Origin of the sequence: Alteromonas sp. KUL150, assembly GCF_009811475.1 — a bacterium.
GTDB classification, from domain to species: Bacteria; Pseudomonadota; Gammaproteobacteria; order Enterobacterales; family Alteromonadaceae; genus Alteromonas; species Alteromonas gracilis.
This window is the reverse complement of record NZ_BLIJ01000044.1, coordinates 20699-38362: the sequence shown is the minus strand read 5'-3', so window position 1 is coordinate 38362 and position 17664 is coordinate 20699. Positions and strand designations below refer to the sequence as shown.

General features: G+C 43.9%; 13 protein-coding genes. 8 read left to right on the top strand and 5 right to left on the bottom strand.

All coding sequences use genetic code 11. The features are described 5' to 3' along the window. The first annotated feature begins 94 nt into the window (after positions 1-94). On the top strand, positions 95-337 hold the full coding sequence (locus GVO62_RS10380) for a DUF2164 domain-containing protein (RefSeq protein WP_120959140.1): 243 nt from the start codon (positions 95-97) through the stop codon (positions 335-337). 76 nt (positions 338-413) lie between these two features. On the opposite strand, the gene GVO62_RS10375 is transcribed toward GVO62_RS10380, so the two are convergent. From GVO62_RS10375 to ubiG, 5 genes are all read right to left on the bottom strand, one after another. Then, complete coding sequence (locus GVO62_RS10375) at positions 414-1151, bottom strand: SDR family oxidoreductase (protein ID WP_159119118.1); 738 nt, start codon at positions 1149-1151, stop codon at positions 414-416. A 261-nt stretch (positions 1152-1412) separates the two neighbouring features. Beyond that, a complete protein-coding gene (gene yfaE / locus GVO62_RS10370; RefSeq protein ID WP_159119116.1) occupies positions 1413-1685 on the bottom strand; it encodes a class I ribonucleotide reductase maintenance protein YfaE in 273 nt (90 codons plus the stop codon). 12 nt (positions 1686-1697) lie between these two features. Beyond that, on the bottom strand, positions 1698-2828 hold the full coding sequence (nrdB, locus tag GVO62_RS10365; RefSeq protein WP_159119114.1) for a class Ia ribonucleoside-diphosphate reductase subunit beta: 1131 nt from the start codon (positions 2826-2828) through the stop codon (positions 1698-1700). A gap of 123 nt (positions 2829-2951) precedes the next feature. Further along, complete coding sequence (gene nrdA, locus GVO62_RS10360) at positions 2952-5273, bottom strand: class 1a ribonucleoside-diphosphate reductase subunit alpha (protein WP_159119112.1); 2322 nt, start codon at positions 5271-5273, stop codon at positions 2952-2954. Positions 5274-5817: 544 nt separating this feature from the next. Beyond that, the gene (ubiG, locus tag GVO62_RS10355; protein ID WP_159119110.1) at positions 5818-6522 is read right to left on the bottom strand and encodes a bifunctional 2-polyprenyl-6-hydroxyphenol methylase/3-demethylubiquinol 3-O-methyltransferase UbiG; all 705 of its coding nucleotides are present in this window, start codon (positions 6520-6522) and stop codon (positions 5818-5820) included. A gap of 301 nt (positions 6523-6823) precedes the next feature. On the opposite strand from ubiG, the gene gyrA reads away from it, so the two are divergent. From gyrA to GVO62_RS10320, 7 genes are all read left to right on the top strand, one after another. Beyond that, complete coding sequence (gene gyrA / locus GVO62_RS10350) at positions 6824-9538, top strand: DNA topoisomerase (ATP-hydrolyzing) subunit A (RefSeq protein WP_159119108.1); 2715 nt, start codon at positions 6824-6826, stop codon at positions 9536-9538. Positions 9539-9682: 144 nt separating this feature from the next. Beyond that, a complete protein-coding gene (gene serC, locus GVO62_RS10345; RefSeq protein WP_159119106.1) occupies positions 9683-10768 on the top strand; it encodes a 3-phosphoserine/phosphohydroxythreonine transaminase in 1086 nt (361 codons plus the stop codon). Position 10769: 1 nt separating this feature from the next. Beyond that, a complete protein-coding gene (gene aroA / locus GVO62_RS10340; RefSeq protein WP_159119104.1) occupies positions 10770-12053 on the top strand; it encodes a 3-phosphoshikimate 1-carboxyvinyltransferase in 1284 nt (427 codons plus the stop codon). 169 nt (positions 12054-12222) lie between these two features. Then, the gene (gene cmk, locus GVO62_RS10335; RefSeq protein ID WP_014976668.1) at positions 12223-12894 is read left to right on the top strand and encodes a (d)CMP kinase; all 672 of its coding nucleotides are present in this window, start codon (positions 12223-12225) and stop codon (positions 12892-12894) included. Between the two features lie 119 nt (positions 12895-13013). After that, positions 13014-14684 carry a 30S ribosomal protein S1 gene (gene rpsA, locus GVO62_RS10330; protein ID WP_105931390.1) on the top strand — a complete coding sequence of 557 codons (1671 nt, stop codon included), beginning with the start codon at positions 13014-13016 and terminating at the stop codon, positions 14682-14684. A 76-nt stretch (positions 14685-14760) separates the two neighbouring features. Next, entirely contained in the window at positions 14761-15048 is a 288-nt protein-coding gene (gene ihfB / locus GVO62_RS10325; protein WP_014949641.1) for an integration host factor subunit beta, read from the top strand. A gap of 197 nt (positions 15049-15245) precedes the next feature. Continuing rightward, positions 15246-17588, top strand: a complete 2343-nt coding sequence (locus GVO62_RS10320; protein ID WP_159119102.1) for a PilZ domain-containing protein — start codon at positions 15246-15248, stop codon at positions 17586-17588. Positions 17589-17664 lie beyond the last annotated feature (76 nt).

Genomic DNA, 17664 nt, shown 5'->3' with positions numbered 1-17664 from the left:
TTGACATTGCTTGGGTCGCATATGTTTACCGAACGCCAAGCTTTGAGTAATAGCAAAGGACGGTCAAGTTTAGAAATAATGTCGAGGAGTGATTATGAGTGATATTGAGTTTACGCGAGAGGAAAAAGAAGCATTAGTCGCCAAGTTGCAACGATATTTTGATAGTGAATTGGGGGTGGATCTCGGTCAATTTGATGGCGAATTTCTTCTTGATTTCATTGGTAAAGAAATAGGTGCATCGTTTTACAACAAAGGGGTCTTTGATGCGAGAGCCGTTGTAGCTACTCGTCTACAGATGATTGATGAAGAATTGTATGCGATTGAAAAGGTACAGTAGTAAAGAAGAACAAAGCCTGCCTAGAGCAGACCTTGCTATCAATGATTGACTAGTGCTAGTCATAAAAAAGTCAGAACTATAGCTCCTGATTCGTAGGCCTGATAATCATTTCGTTTATATCAACATCACCAGGTTGTTCAATTGCAAAGGTCACCGCGCGGGCAATAGCATCTGCATCTATGGCATCGTCATACATATCGTCCGCCATTTGCTTGGAATCTTTGTGAGAGATATGGTCAGTCAGTTCAGTAGCGACGGCGCCTGGCGAGATATTCGTTGAGCGAATCTGGCCGTTAGATTCTTTTCTAATACCTTCACTAATCGCTTTTACTGCAAACTTCGTAGCACAATAAACAGTAGCACCGGGAAACACCACATGGCCCGCAACCGATGATAGGTTGATGATGTGGCCACTTTTTTGTTCACGCATTGGTTTTAGCACTGCAGCAACGCCGTACATAACGCCTTTGATGTTTACGTCTATCATTTGCTCCCATTCTTCCACTTTCAATTCATCCAGTGGTGCAAGAGGCATGAGACCTGCGTTATTCACTAAGACATCAATTCGTCCGTAAGCTTCAATTGCTGCATCTGCGAGTGCTTGTACCTCTTCCTTTTTCGTGACATCTACGGTCTTGTAAGTTGCTACGCCACCAGATGACTCAATATCGTCAACGAGTTTTCTAAGACGCTCCTCACGACGGGCACCAAGGACCAATTTGGCGCCTTTGCCTGCAAGCATTTTCGCAGTAGCCTCTCCAAGCCCGCTGCTCGCGCCAGTAATAATGACAACTTTTCCAGATACTTCACTCATAACATTTTCCTTACGTTTGATTAGTGACAGTTCCTACGTACAGATGTTGAAGTGGATTACTTTCATTAGAAATTGATAGCGGGAAAGTGGGAGCGCTACTGCTTAAGTAAAAGGGAAGAAGACCAGTAAAAAGAGACATTTAAAGCTGGAGTCGCTAATTCATAATCGTTGTGCGCGATAACGGTAAATAAAGCTGCTTTAGAGAACGCCAAAAAGCGAGATGCTCTTTGTTTACGAAATTAGGGCCCAGAGATTAGAGACCTAGAGAGGAACTTTAATGGTTAAAGGGCATTTGGCAACGCAGCAGCAGGGAAGAATTTCGTCGTCATCGATGAAAGCAAGGGGGTCGGTAGTATACTCAACTTCGCCTTCTATAAGCTTACTTCGGCACGCACCACAAAACCCTTCACGACAGTGATAGTGAATATGAACGTCCGCTGCCTCAAGGGCGCTTAGAATGGTTTTATCAGAAGGGGCATGAATCGCGCCCACATCGACCACGTCGATGCGGACGAATTTTTCATTACTACTCATCAAGCTGTAATTTTACAGCTCAAAATCGGCAAAGTCGTCTTCGCTTACCGCTGAGTCAATCTGACCAACAAGGTAAGAGCTAATTTCAGATTCTTGAGGAGCAACTTGAACGTTGTCTGAATTCAGGTAGTTATTCATCCAAGGTAGCGGATTACTGCTGATATCAAACGGCGCATCTAGGCCTATAGCAGACATGCGCTGGTTTGCGATGTATTCAACATACTGGCAAAGGATCTCTTTGTTAAGTCCAATCATTGAACCGTTCTGAAACAGGTAATCTGCCCATTGCTTCTCTTGCTCAACGGCATTCATGAAAATAGCACGAGCTTCGTCTTTACACTCTTCTGCAATTTGTGCCATTTCTGGGTCGTCTTTACTCTTAGCCCAAAGATTAAGAATATGCTGTGTTGATGAGAGATGAAGGTTTTCATCACGGGCTATCAAACGAATGATCTTTGAATTACCTTCCATCAACTTACGTTCAGCAAATGCAAAGGTACAAGCAAAGGACACATAGAAACGGATAGCCTCAAGTGCGTTTACCGAGTTCATACATAGAAACAGCTTCTTTTTGAGCTCGTACATGTTAACCGTGTAGGCAGTACCGTTAACGGTATGAATGCCTTCACCCTGCGTTTGCCATAGCTGAGTGGCAAAAATGAGGTCGTCGTAGTACTTAGAGATATCAGCAGCGCGGCGCTTAATTTCGTCATTCACTACGATATCTTCAAAAATTTCACTCGGGTCTGAAAACAAGTTCCGAAGAATATGCGTGTATGAACGAGAGTGGATCGTTTCAAAGAAAGACCATGTTTCAACCCAGGTTTCTAGCTCAGGTAGCGAGATAATGGGCAAAAATGCAATGTTTGGACTGCGGCCTTGTACCGAATCCAGAAGAGTCTGATACTTAAGGTTTGATATAAAGATATGTTTTTCTGGATCGGTTAATTTCTGAAAATCAACGCGGTCACGAGAAACATCAACTTCTTCAGGACGCCAAAAAAAGCTAATTTGTTTCTCAATAAGCTTTTCGAAAATGGCATGTTTTTGTTGATCGTAACGTGCAACGTTTACGGGGTTGCCGAAAAACATCGGTTCGATCAATGGATTAGTACTTTGCTGATTAAACGTAGTGTATTTCATGATAGCCTAACTAAAAACTTAATGATTAACGCGTATTATTGTTTGTGTTCTTGCTGCGAAACGTTAAGGGCAAGTGCGGTAATATCCTTTTATACACTTGCCACTTAAACAGGTGAGCGCGTATTAAATTTTACACGCGCCGCCTGCACAATCATCATCTTCCTCTACAACCACCTCTTCTTGGCGTGGCATAGGCTCGCTTGCTTTTGCGTCTAGCGCTGAGGTGTCTGATGCACCATCGCGAGTATTGTGATAATAAAGTGTCTTAACACCAAGCTTGTAAGTGGTAAGAAGGTCTTTGAGCAGAAGCTTCATTGGTACCTTATTACCTTCATAACGGCTTGGGTCATAGTTTGTATTTGCTGAGATAGTTTGGTCAATAAACTTCTGCATGATACCAACAAGTTGTAGGTAACCATCGTTCGAAGGAATATCCCAAAGTAGCTCATATTGATCTCTTAAAGTTTCGTACTCAGGTACTACTTGCTTAAGCACACCATCTTTACTCGACTTGATACTGATGAATCCACGTGGTGGCTCAATACCGTTCGTCGCGTTAGAAATCTGTGAAGATGTCTCTGATGGCATCAATGCTGACAGCGTAGAATTACGCAAGCCGTGAGTTTTAATTTCTTCACGAAGCGCATCCCAGTCGTAATGAAGCGGTTCATTACACACACTATCAAGATCTTTCTTGTAGCTGTCGATTGGCAAAATACCTTGCGAATACGTTGTCTCATTAAACTTAGGACACGCACCTCTCTCTTTCGCAAGATTGTTCGACGCTTTTAATAAGTAGTACTGCATTGCTTCAAATGTACGGTGAACCAGACCATTCGCACTGTGATCTGAATATTTAACGCCGTTTTTAGCAAGGTAGTAAGCAAAGTTGATAACACCGACACCTAATGTGCGACGCCCCATAGTAGCATTGTATGCCGCCGGAACAGGATAGTCTTGATAGTCGAGAAGGTTATCAAGTGCACGTACAGCAAGATCGGCAAGTTCTTCGAACTCATCTAGTGACTTAATTGCGCCAAGGTTGAATGCAGATAGCGTACACAATGCAATTTCGCCGTTTTCATCATTAACGTGCTGCAACGGCTTAGTAGGAAGCGCAATTTCAAGACAAAGGTTGCTTTGACGTACTGGCGCCACTTCTGGGTTGAATGGGCTATGCGTATTACAGTGGTCAACGTTTTGAAGATAAATACGACCTGTGCTGGCACGCTCTTGCATGAACAGGCTGAACAGTTCCATAGCTTTAATTTGCTTCTTACGGATGCTATCGTCGTTTTCATATTTAACGTAAAGCTCTTCGAATTTCTGTTGGTCGGCAAAGAATGCATCATAAAGACCAGGTACATCAGACGGGCTAAACAATGAAATGTAGCCGTCTTTCATCATACGTTGGTACATCAGTTTATTGAACTGAACGCCATAGTCTAAGTGACGTACACGGTTTTCTTCTACACCACGGTTGTTTTTAAGAACCAATAAAGATTCGACTTCCATATGCCAAATCGGGTAGAAGAGTGTTGCTGCACCACCACGAACACCGCCTTGTGAACAGCTTTTAACGGCAGTCTGGAAGTATTTGTAAAACGGGATACAGCCAGTATGGAATGCTTCACCACCGCGGATAGGGCTACCAAGTGCACGAATGCGACCTGCATTTACGCCGATACCAGCACGCTGGCTTACGTATTTAACAATAGCGCTTGCCGTTGCGTTAATTGAGTCTAGGCTATCGCCCGTCTCGATAAGTACGCATGAACTAAACTGACGTGTTGGCGTGCGCACACCGGCCATGATAGGCGTAGGTAGAGACAGTTTGAATGTTGAAGCAGCATCATAGAAGCGACGGATATAATCCATACGCGTGTTTTTGTCATAATTCGCGAAAAGGCATGCCGCCACTAAGATATACAAAAACTGTGCGCTTTCGTAAATTTCGCCAGTAACACGGTTTTGTACTAAGTACTTACCTTCAAGCTGCTTTACCGCCGCATAGCTAAAGTTCATATCGCGCCAATGGTCGATGTACGAATCCATTTCTGCAAATTCTTCAGCCGTGTAGTCTTCAAGCAAGTGCTTGTCGTACTTGCCCATGTCTACCATTTTACCTACATGCGTAAGCAGCGAAGGTGGTTCAAACTGGCCATATGCCTTTTTGCGAAGATGAAAAATGGCTAGGCGCGCAGCGAGGTATTGATAATCCGGCGCGTCAGTTGAGATCAGGTCCGCCGCTGATTTGATCAGGGTTTCGTGGATCTCGCTGGTATTAATACCGTCATAAAACTGGATCTGTGCTTTTATTTCAACTTGTGAAACTGAAACGTTATTGAGGCCTTTGGCTGCCCAAGTAACGACTTTATGAATTTTTTCTAAGTCGATGGTTTCTTTTTCACCGTTGCGTTTGGTAACAAATAAGTTGTTGTTCATGTTACTGGCCGTTTTTCTGTTAGCGCTTGATGCGGGGCTATGTGTTGCCCATTTTAATTTTAATTATTGTATGAATTACTGCTATTTACATTGACTCACGCCAAATAACAGCCCACACAAAAGCGGCCTAGACCAAAACCTCTAAAGTTTGAAGTAAAGACTGCTTGTTAAATTCGTTTACTGCTTTTTTCCAGCGAGCTTGTTGTCGCAACAGTCAGATGAGTTCGTTCACCTACTTGTAAAGCTGCGATCTGGCGATCCCAAAAATGGGCTGGGATCGCTTGCTGAATCAAACACAAGATAGTGAGGTTTTAACCGTAATGCAACCCAATATCTGGTGGTATTTCAAGCACTCAAACTGGCATGGAATTTATGTTAGTAACAACTAACTTTTTAGGGTTCTACAAGCATTAAATAACGGGATTGCAAGCATTTTAATTAGATTCTTTAATGTAAAAATTAATTTATTCTTAAGATTCAATTTTTATAAAAACACGATATATGGTGTTTAAAATATCGACGCAACCCAAGATATAGTGTTAATTTAATTTTGCGCCACTGTATAAAGTAAGTAGTTTACGTCTACATTATTAGACGAAAGATAAAAACCTTGAGAGATAGGGTCCATGTGAAGCCCTGTCATGTCACGGGGGAGTAAACCTGCTTGATCGGTCATCGCCATGAGCTCTGAAGGTTTTATAAACTTACTGTGATCGTGCGTACCTTTTGGCACGAGTTTAAGAACATACTCAGCGCCAACGATACCCATCAGATAGGATTTTATATTTCTGTTTAACGTCGAGAAAAAAACATGGCCACCAGGTTTGACTAACTTTGCGCAGGCCATGACAACAGATGCGGGGTCAGGCACGTGTTCTAGCATTTCCATACAAGTTACGACATCGAACGCGCCAGCATTATCTTGAGCAAAGTCTTCAGCGGTTGAACAAACGTAGTCTACTTTTACTCCAGACTCCAAGCCATGTAATTTAGCAACTTCTAATGACGCTTCTGCCATATCTAAACCGGTGACAGTTGCGCCAGCACGCGCCATAGATTCGGCTAAAATACCGCCTCCACAGCCAATATCGATAACTTTTTTGTCAAAGAGTCCTTCACTGTGCTGATTAATGAAATCTAAGCGCAGGGGGTTAATCAAGTGGAGAGGTTTAAATTCACCTTCAGGATCCCACCAGCGAGAGGCGAGTTCAGAAAATTTATTGATTTCTTGTTGATCTACATTCGTCATGAGTAAAACGATCCTTAAACTATCTCTTTTTAAGATATCGCAAATCAGGCGCGTGTTTCACTGTTTTTAAATAGATTTAGTGTTTTTATATCAATGGGTGAGTGAAAAATAATCGCTTGTCTTTTTGTTGCCCAATAAGCGTAATTAACCGCTACATAAATCTGTCATCAAGTGGTACACTCAAGCAACGATTATGACCCACATAATAACAAGAGTGCGCGCCCAGTCTTGCTTTCACAATGATGTGATGCAAGGCGCTGGATAACGCAGAACAAACCAAAATAAAGGGATTAAGCAGTTTATGTCTGATAACGCTAAAGAAATCCTCCCCGTTAATATTGAGGAAGAGTTAAAGAACTCATACCTTGATTACGCGATGAGCGTTATTGTCGGGCGAGCCTTGCCTGATGTAAGAGATGGCTTGAAGCCAGTGCACCGTCGCGTGCTGTTCGCAATGAACGAACTGAAAAATGACTTTAACAAGCCATACAAAAAATCTGCCCGTGTGGTAGGTGACGTAATAGGTAAATATCACCCTCATGGTGATTCCGCAGTTTACGATACCATTGTTCGTATGGCGCAGCCTTTCTCTCTCCGTTATATGTTGGTAGACGGGCAGGGTAACTTTGGCTCGGTTGACGGCGACTCAGCCGCTGCCATGCGTTATACAGAGGTTCGTATGGCAAAAATTGCCCACGAACTTCTTGCTGATTTGGATAAAGAAACCGTAGATTTTGTACCCAACTATGACGGTACAGAATTTATTCCTGAAGTATTGCCTACAAAAGTACCTAACCTCCTTATAAACGGTTCTTCGGGTATCGCGGTAGGCATGGCGACGAATATTCCGCCGCATAACCTTACTGAAGTTGTTAACGGCTGTATTGCATTGATCCAAGACCCATCAATTACGATTGATGATCTAATGACTTACATACCGGGTCCTGACTTCCCAACAGCGGCGATGATCAGTGGTCGTAAAGGTATTGAAGATGCCTACCGTACCGGTCGTGGCAAAATATATCTTCGCGCTAAAGCAGACATTGAAACTGACGCTAACGGCAAAGAAACCATTATCGTTAACGAAATACCTTATCAAGTAAATAAAGCACGCCTTATTGAAAAGATTGCCGAGCTTGTAAAGGAAAAACGTATCGAAGGCGTTTCAGCGCTGCGCGATGAGTCTGATAAAGACGGTATGCGTATTGTTGTTGAAGTTAAACGCAACGAATCTGCAGAAGTGCTGCTCAACCATTTATATGCCAACACCCAGCTTCAAACGGTCTTTGGTATTAACATGGTTGCGCTGGACAATGGCCAGCCTAAGGTATTCAACCTAAAAGAAACCTTAGAGTGTTTTATCCTTCACCGCCGTGAAGTGGTAACACGCCGTACTGTCTTTGAATTACGCAAAGCCCGTGACCGTGCTCACATCCTTGAAGGTTTAGCTATCGCTCTTGCCAACATCGACCCTATTATTGAGTTGATTAAAGCGTCGCAAAGCCCTGCAGATGCGAAGAAATCGCTTGTTGCACAAGGTTGGGACCTAGGTGACGTGGCCCAAATGCTAGAACGCGCTGGTGATGATGCTGCTCGTCCAGATTGGCTAATGCCGGAATTTGGTATTCGTGATGACAAATATTATCTGACTGAACAGCAGGCCCAAGCGATCCTTGACCTGCGTCTTCACAAGTTAACAGGTCTAGAGCATGAGAAGATCCTCGAAGAATACAAACAGCTTCTAGAGCTTATCGCTGAACTACTTCACATTTTAAATAGCCCTGAGCGTTTGATGGAAGTCATTCAAGAAGAACTTGAAAAGATCCGTGACGAGTTCGGCGACGAGCGTCGTACCGAAATTACCGCTGCAAGCCACGATATTGATATTGAAGATTTAATCGAGCAGGAAGATGTTGTTGTGACCCTTTCTCGCGAGGGGTATGTGAAGTATCAAAAGCTCACGGATTACGAAGCACAGCGTCGAGGCGGTCGTGGTAAGTCTGCCACTAAGATGAAAGATGAAGACATCATCGAGAAATTGTTAGTGGCTAACACTCACGATCACATTTTGTGCTTCTCTACACGGGGACGCTTATATTGGTTGAAGGTTTATCAACTGCCGTTTGCTAGTCGTAACGCACGTGGACGCCCAATTGTAAACATTCTTCCTTTAGAAGATAACGAGCGAATTACCGCCATTCTTCCAATTAAAGAATTTGAAGAAGGCAAGTTTGTATTGATGGCAACGGCAAACGGCACAGTTAAAAAGACTGACCTAAGCCTATATTCTCGCCCTCGCTCAAGCGGTATTATCGCAGTAAATCTGAATGACGGCGACGAGTTGATTGGTGTTGATATCACCCATGGTGATGACGATATCATGCTGTTCTCTGATGCGGGTAAAGTAGTTCGCTTCAACGAAAAGCTTCGCGATAGCGAAACAGGTGAAGTCAAGCGCGACCCAGAAACAGGTGAAGAGCTGTTAGCGCTTCGTCCTATGGGACGAACTGCAACAGGTGTTCGCGGTATTCGTCTACAAGATGGTCAAAAAGTGGTTTCACTTATTGTACCTAAGGGCGACGGACCCATCCTGACAGCGACAGAAAATGGCTTCGGTAAACGTACGCCGTTAGAAGATTACCCAGCGAAGAGCCGCGCGACGCAAGGTGTTGTGTCGATTAAGGTATCTGAGCGTAACGGGAAAGTTGTAGGTGCGGTACAGGTTGACGAAAGCAATGAAATAATGCTTATTAGTGACCAAGGCACGCTGGTACGAACCCGTGTTGGTGAAGTGTCGGTAGTAGGCCGTAACACACAAGGCGTTCGCTTAATACGTACAGTTGAAGGCGAGCACGTTGTTGGTTTGCAACGAATTGAAGAAGTTGCCGAGTTACAAGAATTAGATGAAGACGGTAACCCAATAATTCTTGATGACGCGCCAGAACAAGCAGAAACTGCTGTTCAAGAGCAAGATAACACCGCACAAGACGGTGAAGGCTCAACGACAGAAGAGTAGGGGTAACGCGCGAGCAACGTGCCTTGCGCATTATCAGTGTTCTTTTAAACAAGCGGCTTTTGCCGCTTGTTTGCCTAATGGCTCACGGAATATAAATATGCTCGTGAGTTTAATGGTAATTATCTACAGGTGTTGAACAACGCGATGAAAGAGGTTTTTAACTTTAGTGCGGGTCCAGCCATGCTTCCTAAAGAAGTGATGCTAAAGGCTCAAGCAGAATTTACGAATTGGCGCGATCTAGGCTGCTCTGTTATGGAAGTGAGCCACCGCGGTAAAGATTTCATTGAAATAGCAGCTAAGGCAGAGCAAGACTTGCGCGACCTGCTATCCATTCCTAACAACTACCACGTACTTTTCACACATGGTGGCGGTCGCGGGCAGTTTGCGGCGGTACCGCTAAACTTGTCAAATGCGAACGATACCAGTCTTCATCTGGTAAGTGGTTCTTGGTCAAAAGGTGCAGTAGATGAAGCCAACAAATACAACAATGCTGTTGTTGTTGGTGAGGTGTCTGAAAAAGACGGCCTTCATTATATCGCAGAGCCTCCATTAAGCGATATCGACCAGTCTGCTGCATACTATCACTTCTGCCCTAACGAAACGGTTGATGGTATTGCCTTTGATTGGTTACCAGAGTCTGGTGATGTACCTCTGGTATCGGATATGTCGTCAACTATCTTGTCGCAACCTTTAGACGTCGCAAAACACGGTGTCATTTATGCCGGCGCACAGAAAAATATTGGTCCTAGCGGCTTATCTGTAGTTATTGTACGTGATGACCTTGTGGGCAAGGCACGAAAAGAAACGCCTTCTATCTTTGATTACGCGCTGGCAGCCAAATCAGACTCTATGTACAACACACCGCCTACTTTTTCTTGGTATTTGGCGGGTCTTGTATTTGAATGGCTTAAAGATATGGGCGGCGTTGATGCTATGGCAAAACGCAACGCTGAAAAAGCAGCGTTACTATATTCTGCGATTGATAGTTCTGACTTTTATTCAAGCAAGGTACACCCCGACAACCGTTCGAAAATGAACGTACCGTTCCATTTAGCTAACCCTGACTTAGATAAACTATTTCTTCAACAGTCACAAGACGCTGGTTTACTTGCATTGAAAGGCCATCGTTCGGTAGGGGGTATGCGTGCCAGTATTTATAACGCAATGCCAGTTGAAGGTATTGTTGCGCTTGTTGAGTTTATGCGCGAATTTGAAAGAGTGAATGGATAAAATGGAACAGTTAACATTAGACCCGATTGCAAAAGTATCGGGAGAGGTCAATGTACCTGGTTCAAAGAGTCTGTCTAATCGCGCTTTGCTACTTGCGGCGTTAGCAGAAGGCGAAACGGAGCTGACTAACCTTCTTGACAGTGAAGACATTGAACACATGCTTAATGCCCTCACGAAGCTAGGCGTTAGCTACCGCCTCAGTGATGACAAAACGCAGTGTGTCGTGCAAGGCAATGGCGGCGCATTTGACGTGGCTGAACCGCTAGAACTTTTTCTAGGTAATGCCGGTACGGCAATGCGTCCATTATGTGCCGCGCTCGCTGCGAGTAATGTTGATACCGTGCTAACTGGCGAGCCGCGTATGGAAGAACGTCCCATTGGAGACTTAGTCGATGCATTGCGCGAAGCCAACGCCGACGTTACCTATTTAAAAAACGACGGTTATCCGCCGCTGCAAATTAAGGGTAAAACATTAAGTGGCGGTGAGATGTCTGTAGATGGAAGTGTTTCCAGTCAGTTTCTGACAGCGCTTCTTATGGCGGCTCCGCTTTTTTCAGGCGATGTTACGATTCGTATTAAAGGTGAGTTAGTCTCTAAGCCCTATATCGACATCACGCTAGACACCATGGCGAAGTTTGGCGTTACGGTTAGTAATGATAACTATCAAACGTTCACGGTTTCGGGCAGTGCAAAGTACGTGTCGCCGGGTAAATTCATGGTAGAAGGTGATGCTTCGTCTGCATCTTACTTCCTTGCAGCTGGCGCCATCAAAGGTGGAACGGTACGCGTAACCGGAATAGGCCAGAACAGTATTCAAGGCGATATCCGCTTTGCTGATGTGCTTGAGGCAATGGGCGCAAAGGTTGTGTGGAACGACGAATACGTGGAAATAACCGGTGCACCGCTTAAAGGTGTCGATATGGATATGAATCATATTCCTGATGCGGCTATGACTATTGCGACCACAGCACTGTTTGCTGAAGGCCCAACAACCATGACCAATATCTATAATTGGCGTGTAAAAGAAACCGATCGACTTGCTGCTATGGCAACGGAACTACAGAAGTTAGGCGCAAAGGTAGAAGAAGGCCACGACTATATTAAAGTATGGCCGACGGACTCGCTGAAGCATGCAGAAATAGATACATATAATGATCACCGCATCGCCATGTGCTTTTCTCTGGTAGCGCTTAGCGATACTCCAGTCACAATTAATGACCCGGGATGCACTCGAAAAACTTTCCCTGATTACTTTACGCGTTTTAAAACACTCTATAACGCATAAGGCGACCCTAAAGTAGTGCAGCGATTGTTTTTTATTCACTGCATTCATGTTGATCTGTATCAGATTTATCCTAATGTTCAATGCCACCTAGTATAGGTGGCATTGCTTATCCCGTGCTAAAGCGTATAATTACGCGCGATTTTTTAGTAATTTAAATGATGGAGCAGGTATGCATTCCACACCCGTAGTCACGGTTGACGGTCCAAGTGGCGCTGGCAAAGGTACATTAAGTAGCTTGTTAGCAAAAAAATTAGGGTGGCATTTTCTAGATAGCGGTGCGATTTACCGTGTTTTAGCAGTTGCCGCACTTCACCACGACCTGCCGTGTGATGATGAAGAATGTGTTGTTCCTCTAGCAACCGGTCTCGATGTAAGTTTCGAGACGAATGGCGATACTACCCGTATTATCCTAGAAGGCGAAGATGTCACTGATGACATTCGTACTGAAGAAGTCGGAGCGGTAGCATCCAAAGTCGCCGCTTTGCCTCGTGTTCGTGAAGCTTTGCTTCGCAGACAACGTGCTTTTCAACAAGACCCTGGCTTGGTAGCAGATGGTCGCGACATGGGAACCGTAGTATTCCCCGATGCGCCTGTAAAGATTTTCCTTACAGCTAGCGCAGAGGCTCGTGCTGAGCGTCGTTATAGCCAGTTGAAAGCAAAGGGCATGGATGTTAATATTGCGCGCCTTTTGACCGATATCAAAGCCAGAGACGAGCGCGATACACAACGTGCAGTCGCACCATTGGTACCGGCACAAGATGCTGTAATTATAGATTCAACAGACTTGGATATTGACCAAGTCTTTGAAAAAGCGATGGATATTATTTCCTCACGCCTTTAATGACGAGAGCTGATCGCATCCAAAGCAGTGTTGCTACAGGGAGTGGCGACTAAATTTAATAACCCCGCGTTATCCGGATAAGAAGCGTGGATATCAACTTAAAAGTTTATTTGAGACTTATGACTGAAAATTTTGCACAACTTTTTGAAGAAAGCTTACAAGAACTAGAAACACGTCCTGGTTCAATTGTAAAAGGTACTGTTGTTTCTATCGATAAAGATATCGTTCTTGTTGACGCAGGCTTGAAATCAGAAAGTGCTATCCCAGCTGACCAATTTAAAAACGCTGAAGGCGAACTTGAAATCGCTATTGGTGATGAAGTAGATGTAGCGCTAGACGCAGTAGAAGATGGTTTCGGTGAAACTATTCTTTCTCGTGAAAAAGCCAAGCGTCACGAAGCGTGGGTTGAGCTGGAAAAAGCTTACGAAGATAAAGTCACTATCAAAGGCGTTATCAACGGTAAAGTTAAAGGCGGTTTCACTGTTGAAGTTAACAGTGTACGCGCGTTCCTTCCAGGTTCTCTTGTTGACGTACGTCCAGTACGCGACACTACGCACCTTGAAGGCAAAGAGCTTGAGTTTAAAGTTATCAAGCTAGATGCTAAGCGCAACAACGTTGTTGTTTCTCGTCGTGCAGTTATCGAAGCTGAAAGCAGCCAAGAGCGTGAATCACTACTTGCTAACCTTGAAGAAGGTCATGAAATCAAGGGTATCGTTAAGAACCTTACCGACTACGGTGCGTTCGTTGACCTTGGTGGCGTAGACGGTCTTCTACACATCACTGATATGGCTTGGAAGCGCGTTAAGCACCCAAGTGAAATCGTGAATGTTGGCGACGAAATCAACGTTAAAGTACTTAAGTTCGACAAAGAGAAGCAGCGTGTTTCTCTTGGTATGAAGCAAATGGGCAACGATCCATGGCAAGAAATTGCGTCTCGTTACCCAGAAGGTACTAAGATCAACGGTCAGGTTACTAACCTTACTGATTACGGCTGCTTCGTTGAAATCGAAGACGGCGTTGAAGGTCTTGTACACGTTTCTGAAATGGATTGGACTAACAAGAACATCCACCCATCTAAAGTTGTTAACTTAGGTGACACTGTAGATGTAATGGTTCTTGAAATTGACGAAGAGCGTCGTCGTATTTCTCTAGGTCTTAAGCAGTGTATTGCTAACCCTTGGGAAACATTTGCTGAGTCACACGAAAAAGGTGACAAAGTATCTGGTAAGATCAAGTCAATCACTGACTTCGGTATCTTCATCGGTCTTGACGGCGGCATCGACGGTCTAGTTCACCTTTCTGACATCAGCTGGAACAAGTCTGGTGAAGACGCGGTTCGTGACTACAAGAAAGGCGACGAAATCTCTGCAGTTGTACTACAAGTCGACCCAGAGCGTGAGCGTATCTCTCTTGGCGTTAAGCAAATCGAAGAAGATCCTTTCAACAAGTATCTGACAGATAACAAGAAAGGTGCTATCGTTACTGGTACAGTAACAGCAGTTGATGCGAAAGGCGTTACTGTAAACCTAGCTGAAGAAGTTGACGGCTACATCCGCGTTGCAGATCTTGCTGTAGAGCGTGTTGAAGACGCAACAGAAGTAGCAAGTGTTGGTGATAGCATCGAAGCGAAGTTCATGGGTGTTGACCGTAAGAACCGCACTGTTAACCTATCTGTTAGAGCGAAAGATCAGGCTGACGAAAAAGAAGCTATCGATAAAGTTAACCAGCAAGAAGATGTTGGTTTCGCTAACGCGATGGCAGAAGCATTCAAAGCTGCTAAAGGCGAATAATGCTTTTGTGGGTGTGCACATGCACACCCAATTCGCGATAGCTGTTTAAACAATAATATTGACAATGAGGTTAAGCATGACCAAGTCTGAATTAATTGAACGGCTCGCGGATCAAGCGCGTCATATTCCGGCGAAAGAACTCGAACTGGCAATCAAAGAACTTCTAGAGCAAATGGCGCAAACCCTTCAAAAGGGTGAGCGTATTGAAATTAGAGGTTTTGGTAGTTTTTCTCTTCACTATCGCGCACCTCGCGTGGGTAGAAACCCTAAAACGGGTGAAACAGTGAAACTTGATGGTAAATATGTACCTCACTTCAAGCCAGGAAAAGAACTTCGCGAGCGGGTAGATGCCTCAATCGCATAACGCAATTTAAAAGCCGCTGTAAAGCGGCTTTTTTCTGTCTGCTCGTTTTTTATGAGTAAGTGGTGGACGTGAATGGTTTTGTATCGCTGACAAACCATTAGCTCTATATACTTACGTTTAATTTTTAATACCTATTGACCCCAAGTTGAATAGGGTTATATATTGTTCTGATAACAATAAACGGTATTCATGAAGCAATGTCAGCCGGCGATGAACAAGCAATAATAAAACAATACCAGCCGCTAATTCGCGCTTTAATTCCTTACGAACAGCAAAATAAGTTGTTAGAAGGGATAAACAAATTTTCGAAGCGCCTTCCAAGTAGTGTCCGAAAGGTAGTAAAAGAGGAAGTCGTAAGGCTGACCTCACTTACAGACGCGCCTGCAGATAACTCAGCGTTCGCCCAATTTCCCGTGATGAAATTTAAACATTTCGGGGTCCAAATGCGCCTTGATAAAGTGGGCGCACAGATACTTAAAAATGAAACCTCGCTTTATCAAGACAGGTATACGGTAGGTGTGTTTGAGTCAGTAATGAACTCGGACTTCTATCAAAATCAGATAAAGAAAGAGCAATTTAAGAAAATTGTTGATGCCTTCAATGTCGAGAGTCAATCATTTACGGATATTGATTTTGGTGAAGACATAGCCATTCGACCTAATTTCACTATTTCTTCTCCAGAATTTGAAAAAGGGCGGCATTGCTCAATTAGTTCGATGTCGCACAGGGAAATAACCCTTGAGACAAAAAGGCCCCCTAATGCATCTACCGGTGATGTGCTAACTTTCACCATTCCTGAGGTTAAGGGTCTCACTAAAGAACCTACTGAGATAACGCTAGAGTTAGAGACGGTTAAGTATAATAAGCACCTTGGAAAGTATGAAACCTCGTTCACCTTTAAAAATGATGTAGACAAAGAATTTATCGCATTGTTAAAACGTTATGTCGCGGTAACGGCCTACAAGCAGCCGCTTCAACGAGACTTAGAAATAGAACGCGCAATGCAGGAGCTAGAGCGTGACCGCATATTGGAAAATAGCCCTTGGTTACCTGTCTTTTTAGCACCTGAGAAAAAATCACTGAAACCCGTTATTGCACTTTTTACAAAGGCCAATGTAGAGCATAACAATGCGGAAAAGTTATTGGCGAGTCTGCAAGACAAGCCCATTTTCGCAACGCTAGTAGAGGAATTGCGCAAATACAACGAGGCGTATGTTTTCCAGGGAAACATCAAAACAAAAAGTGGAAACGTCCAAATAACCGCAACCCATCGTCAGTTGTTAGCGCTCAAACAACTGAATGCCTTGGTCTATTTGCTCGCGAAAAGCGGCGACTTTATATGTACGCATTGTCGTCTTGATGCAGTAAGCAGAGAAGATAAGCAAAAAGCCTTTGCAATCCACGATATCGCCAGTAAAGAGTTCGAACAACTGGCTCAGATATCTCACGTGTTGTATTGCAAAGACGTCTCTTCTTACCTGACTAACTTAACACTTTCCGCTAAATGTGACTTCAAACCTCTATCTAAATCGCTCAAGGCCAGTGGAAATAACTGGCGGATTGACTATGTGATGGAAGAAGACTTAGACAGGCGCTCAGAGACTCGCTATATCATCGATAAGCCGGCGTCAATTAAAGTGGGTTTACTCTCTTCTCTCGATGCTCGTGTGGCAGATTTAAGCGCCAGCGGCATGAAATTGATTGTGGCACCGAACAGTGAATTGCAAAAAGAAGTTCGTGTATCGGTACCAGAATTAAAAATTAAAGGCGAGAAGTATAAGCTTGTTCATTATCAGGCAAGTACCGGTGTTGCTAGACTTTGTCTAGTAGAGGACACGAGGAAAGCCAAGGTTGGCTCCAGTGTCGATAACATGGTTGAGGAAAACACAGCCTATTTTAAGGTGAGAGATATTGCGCGGATTCAGCGTTCAACGCACCGTTTTATATGGGAACTTGCCGTCCGCCATATGCCTTCCTTAGCGGTACTTTGTGTAATGAACCGATTTACGTTGGACAGATTGAAAACCGTTTACCAGAGTGATTCGTCTGACGATCTTTATCCGTTTTCGCGAACACAAAATATTATTCCGCTGCACGGTTTCTTTGCCGATAAAGGTCAAGCAAAGCCAAAGTCTCGAATACTTGAGGGTATGTTTAAAGAAACGTCCAACCAGGCACTTGTAGTACACTGCGTAAGAAAAAGTGATAACAGGCTGGTGTATATAAAAGAGCGAGATTTCCTTTTTTCTAAGTTGCGAACCCAGATCAAGTCACAGCTTGATGATGGGAAAATACAGTTAAGTGCTACAGATGTAACTGCCATTCGGTGTCATGGCGCTATTACTCCATTAACCAAAAAGCGTTTAGCCCAATTGTCTAAAATAGATAAAGCCATGTATGGAAAGCTTGAAACCATGCAAGCGGGTTATACGCATTGCATTTTCATTACTAACATGTCGGCATTGCATCACGATCTAGTTATCGACAACCTCATTGCTAAACCAGAACGACGAGAACTGCAGGCAGAAGGGGCTGCTTAAACGCAATTCTGCTACTCTTTTTGTGTAATCTCTTTTCGCATTTTGCTATTCTTGTAAATAAATCAATAAAAAGGGT

Bases quoted from the DNA above. Each gene is read 5' to 3' on its own strand.
- GVO62_RS10380 (WP_120959140.1), top strand. From the start codon at position 95: ATGAGTGATATTGAGTTTACGCGAGAGGAAAAAGAAGCATTAGTCGCC.
- GVO62_RS10375 (WP_159119118.1), bottom strand. From the start codon at position 1,151: ATGAGTGAAGTATCTGGAAAAGTTGTCATTATTACTGGCGCGAGCAGC.
- yfaE (WP_159119116.1), bottom strand. From the start codon at position 1,685: ATGAGTAGTAATGAAAAATTCGTCCGCATCGACGTGGTCGATGTGGGC.
- nrdB (WP_159119114.1), bottom strand. From the start codon at position 2,828: ATGAAATACACTACGTTTAATCAGCAAAGTACTAATCCATTGATCGAA.
- nrdA (WP_159119112.1), bottom strand. From the start codon at position 5,273: ATGAACAACAACTTATTTGTTACCAAACGCAACGGTGAAAAAGAAACC.
- ubiG (WP_159119110.1), bottom strand. From the start codon at position 6,522: ATGACGAATGTAGATCAACAAGAAATCAATAAATTTTCTGAACTCGCC.
- gyrA (WP_159119108.1), top strand. From the start codon at position 6,824: ATGTCTGATAACGCTAAAGAAATCCTCCCCGTTAATATTGAGGAAGAG.
- serC (WP_159119106.1), top strand. From the start codon at position 9,683: ATGAAAGAGGTTTTTAACTTTAGTGCGGGTCCAGCCATGCTTCCTAAA.
- aroA (WP_159119104.1), top strand. From the start codon at position 10,770: ATGGAACAGTTAACATTAGACCCGATTGCAAAAGTATCGGGAGAGGTC.
- cmk (WP_014976668.1), top strand. From the start codon at position 12,223: ATGCATTCCACACCCGTAGTCACGGTTGACGGTCCAAGTGGCGCTGGC.
- rpsA (WP_105931390.1), top strand. From the start codon at position 13,014: ATGACTGAAAATTTTGCACAACTTTTTGAAGAAAGCTTACAAGAACTA.
- ihfB (WP_014949641.1), top strand. From the start codon at position 14,761: ATGACCAAGTCTGAATTAATTGAACGGCTCGCGGATCAAGCGCGTCAT.
- GVO62_RS10320 (WP_159119102.1), top strand. From the start codon at position 15,246: ATGTCAGCCGGCGATGAACAAGCAATAATAAAACAATACCAGCCGCTA.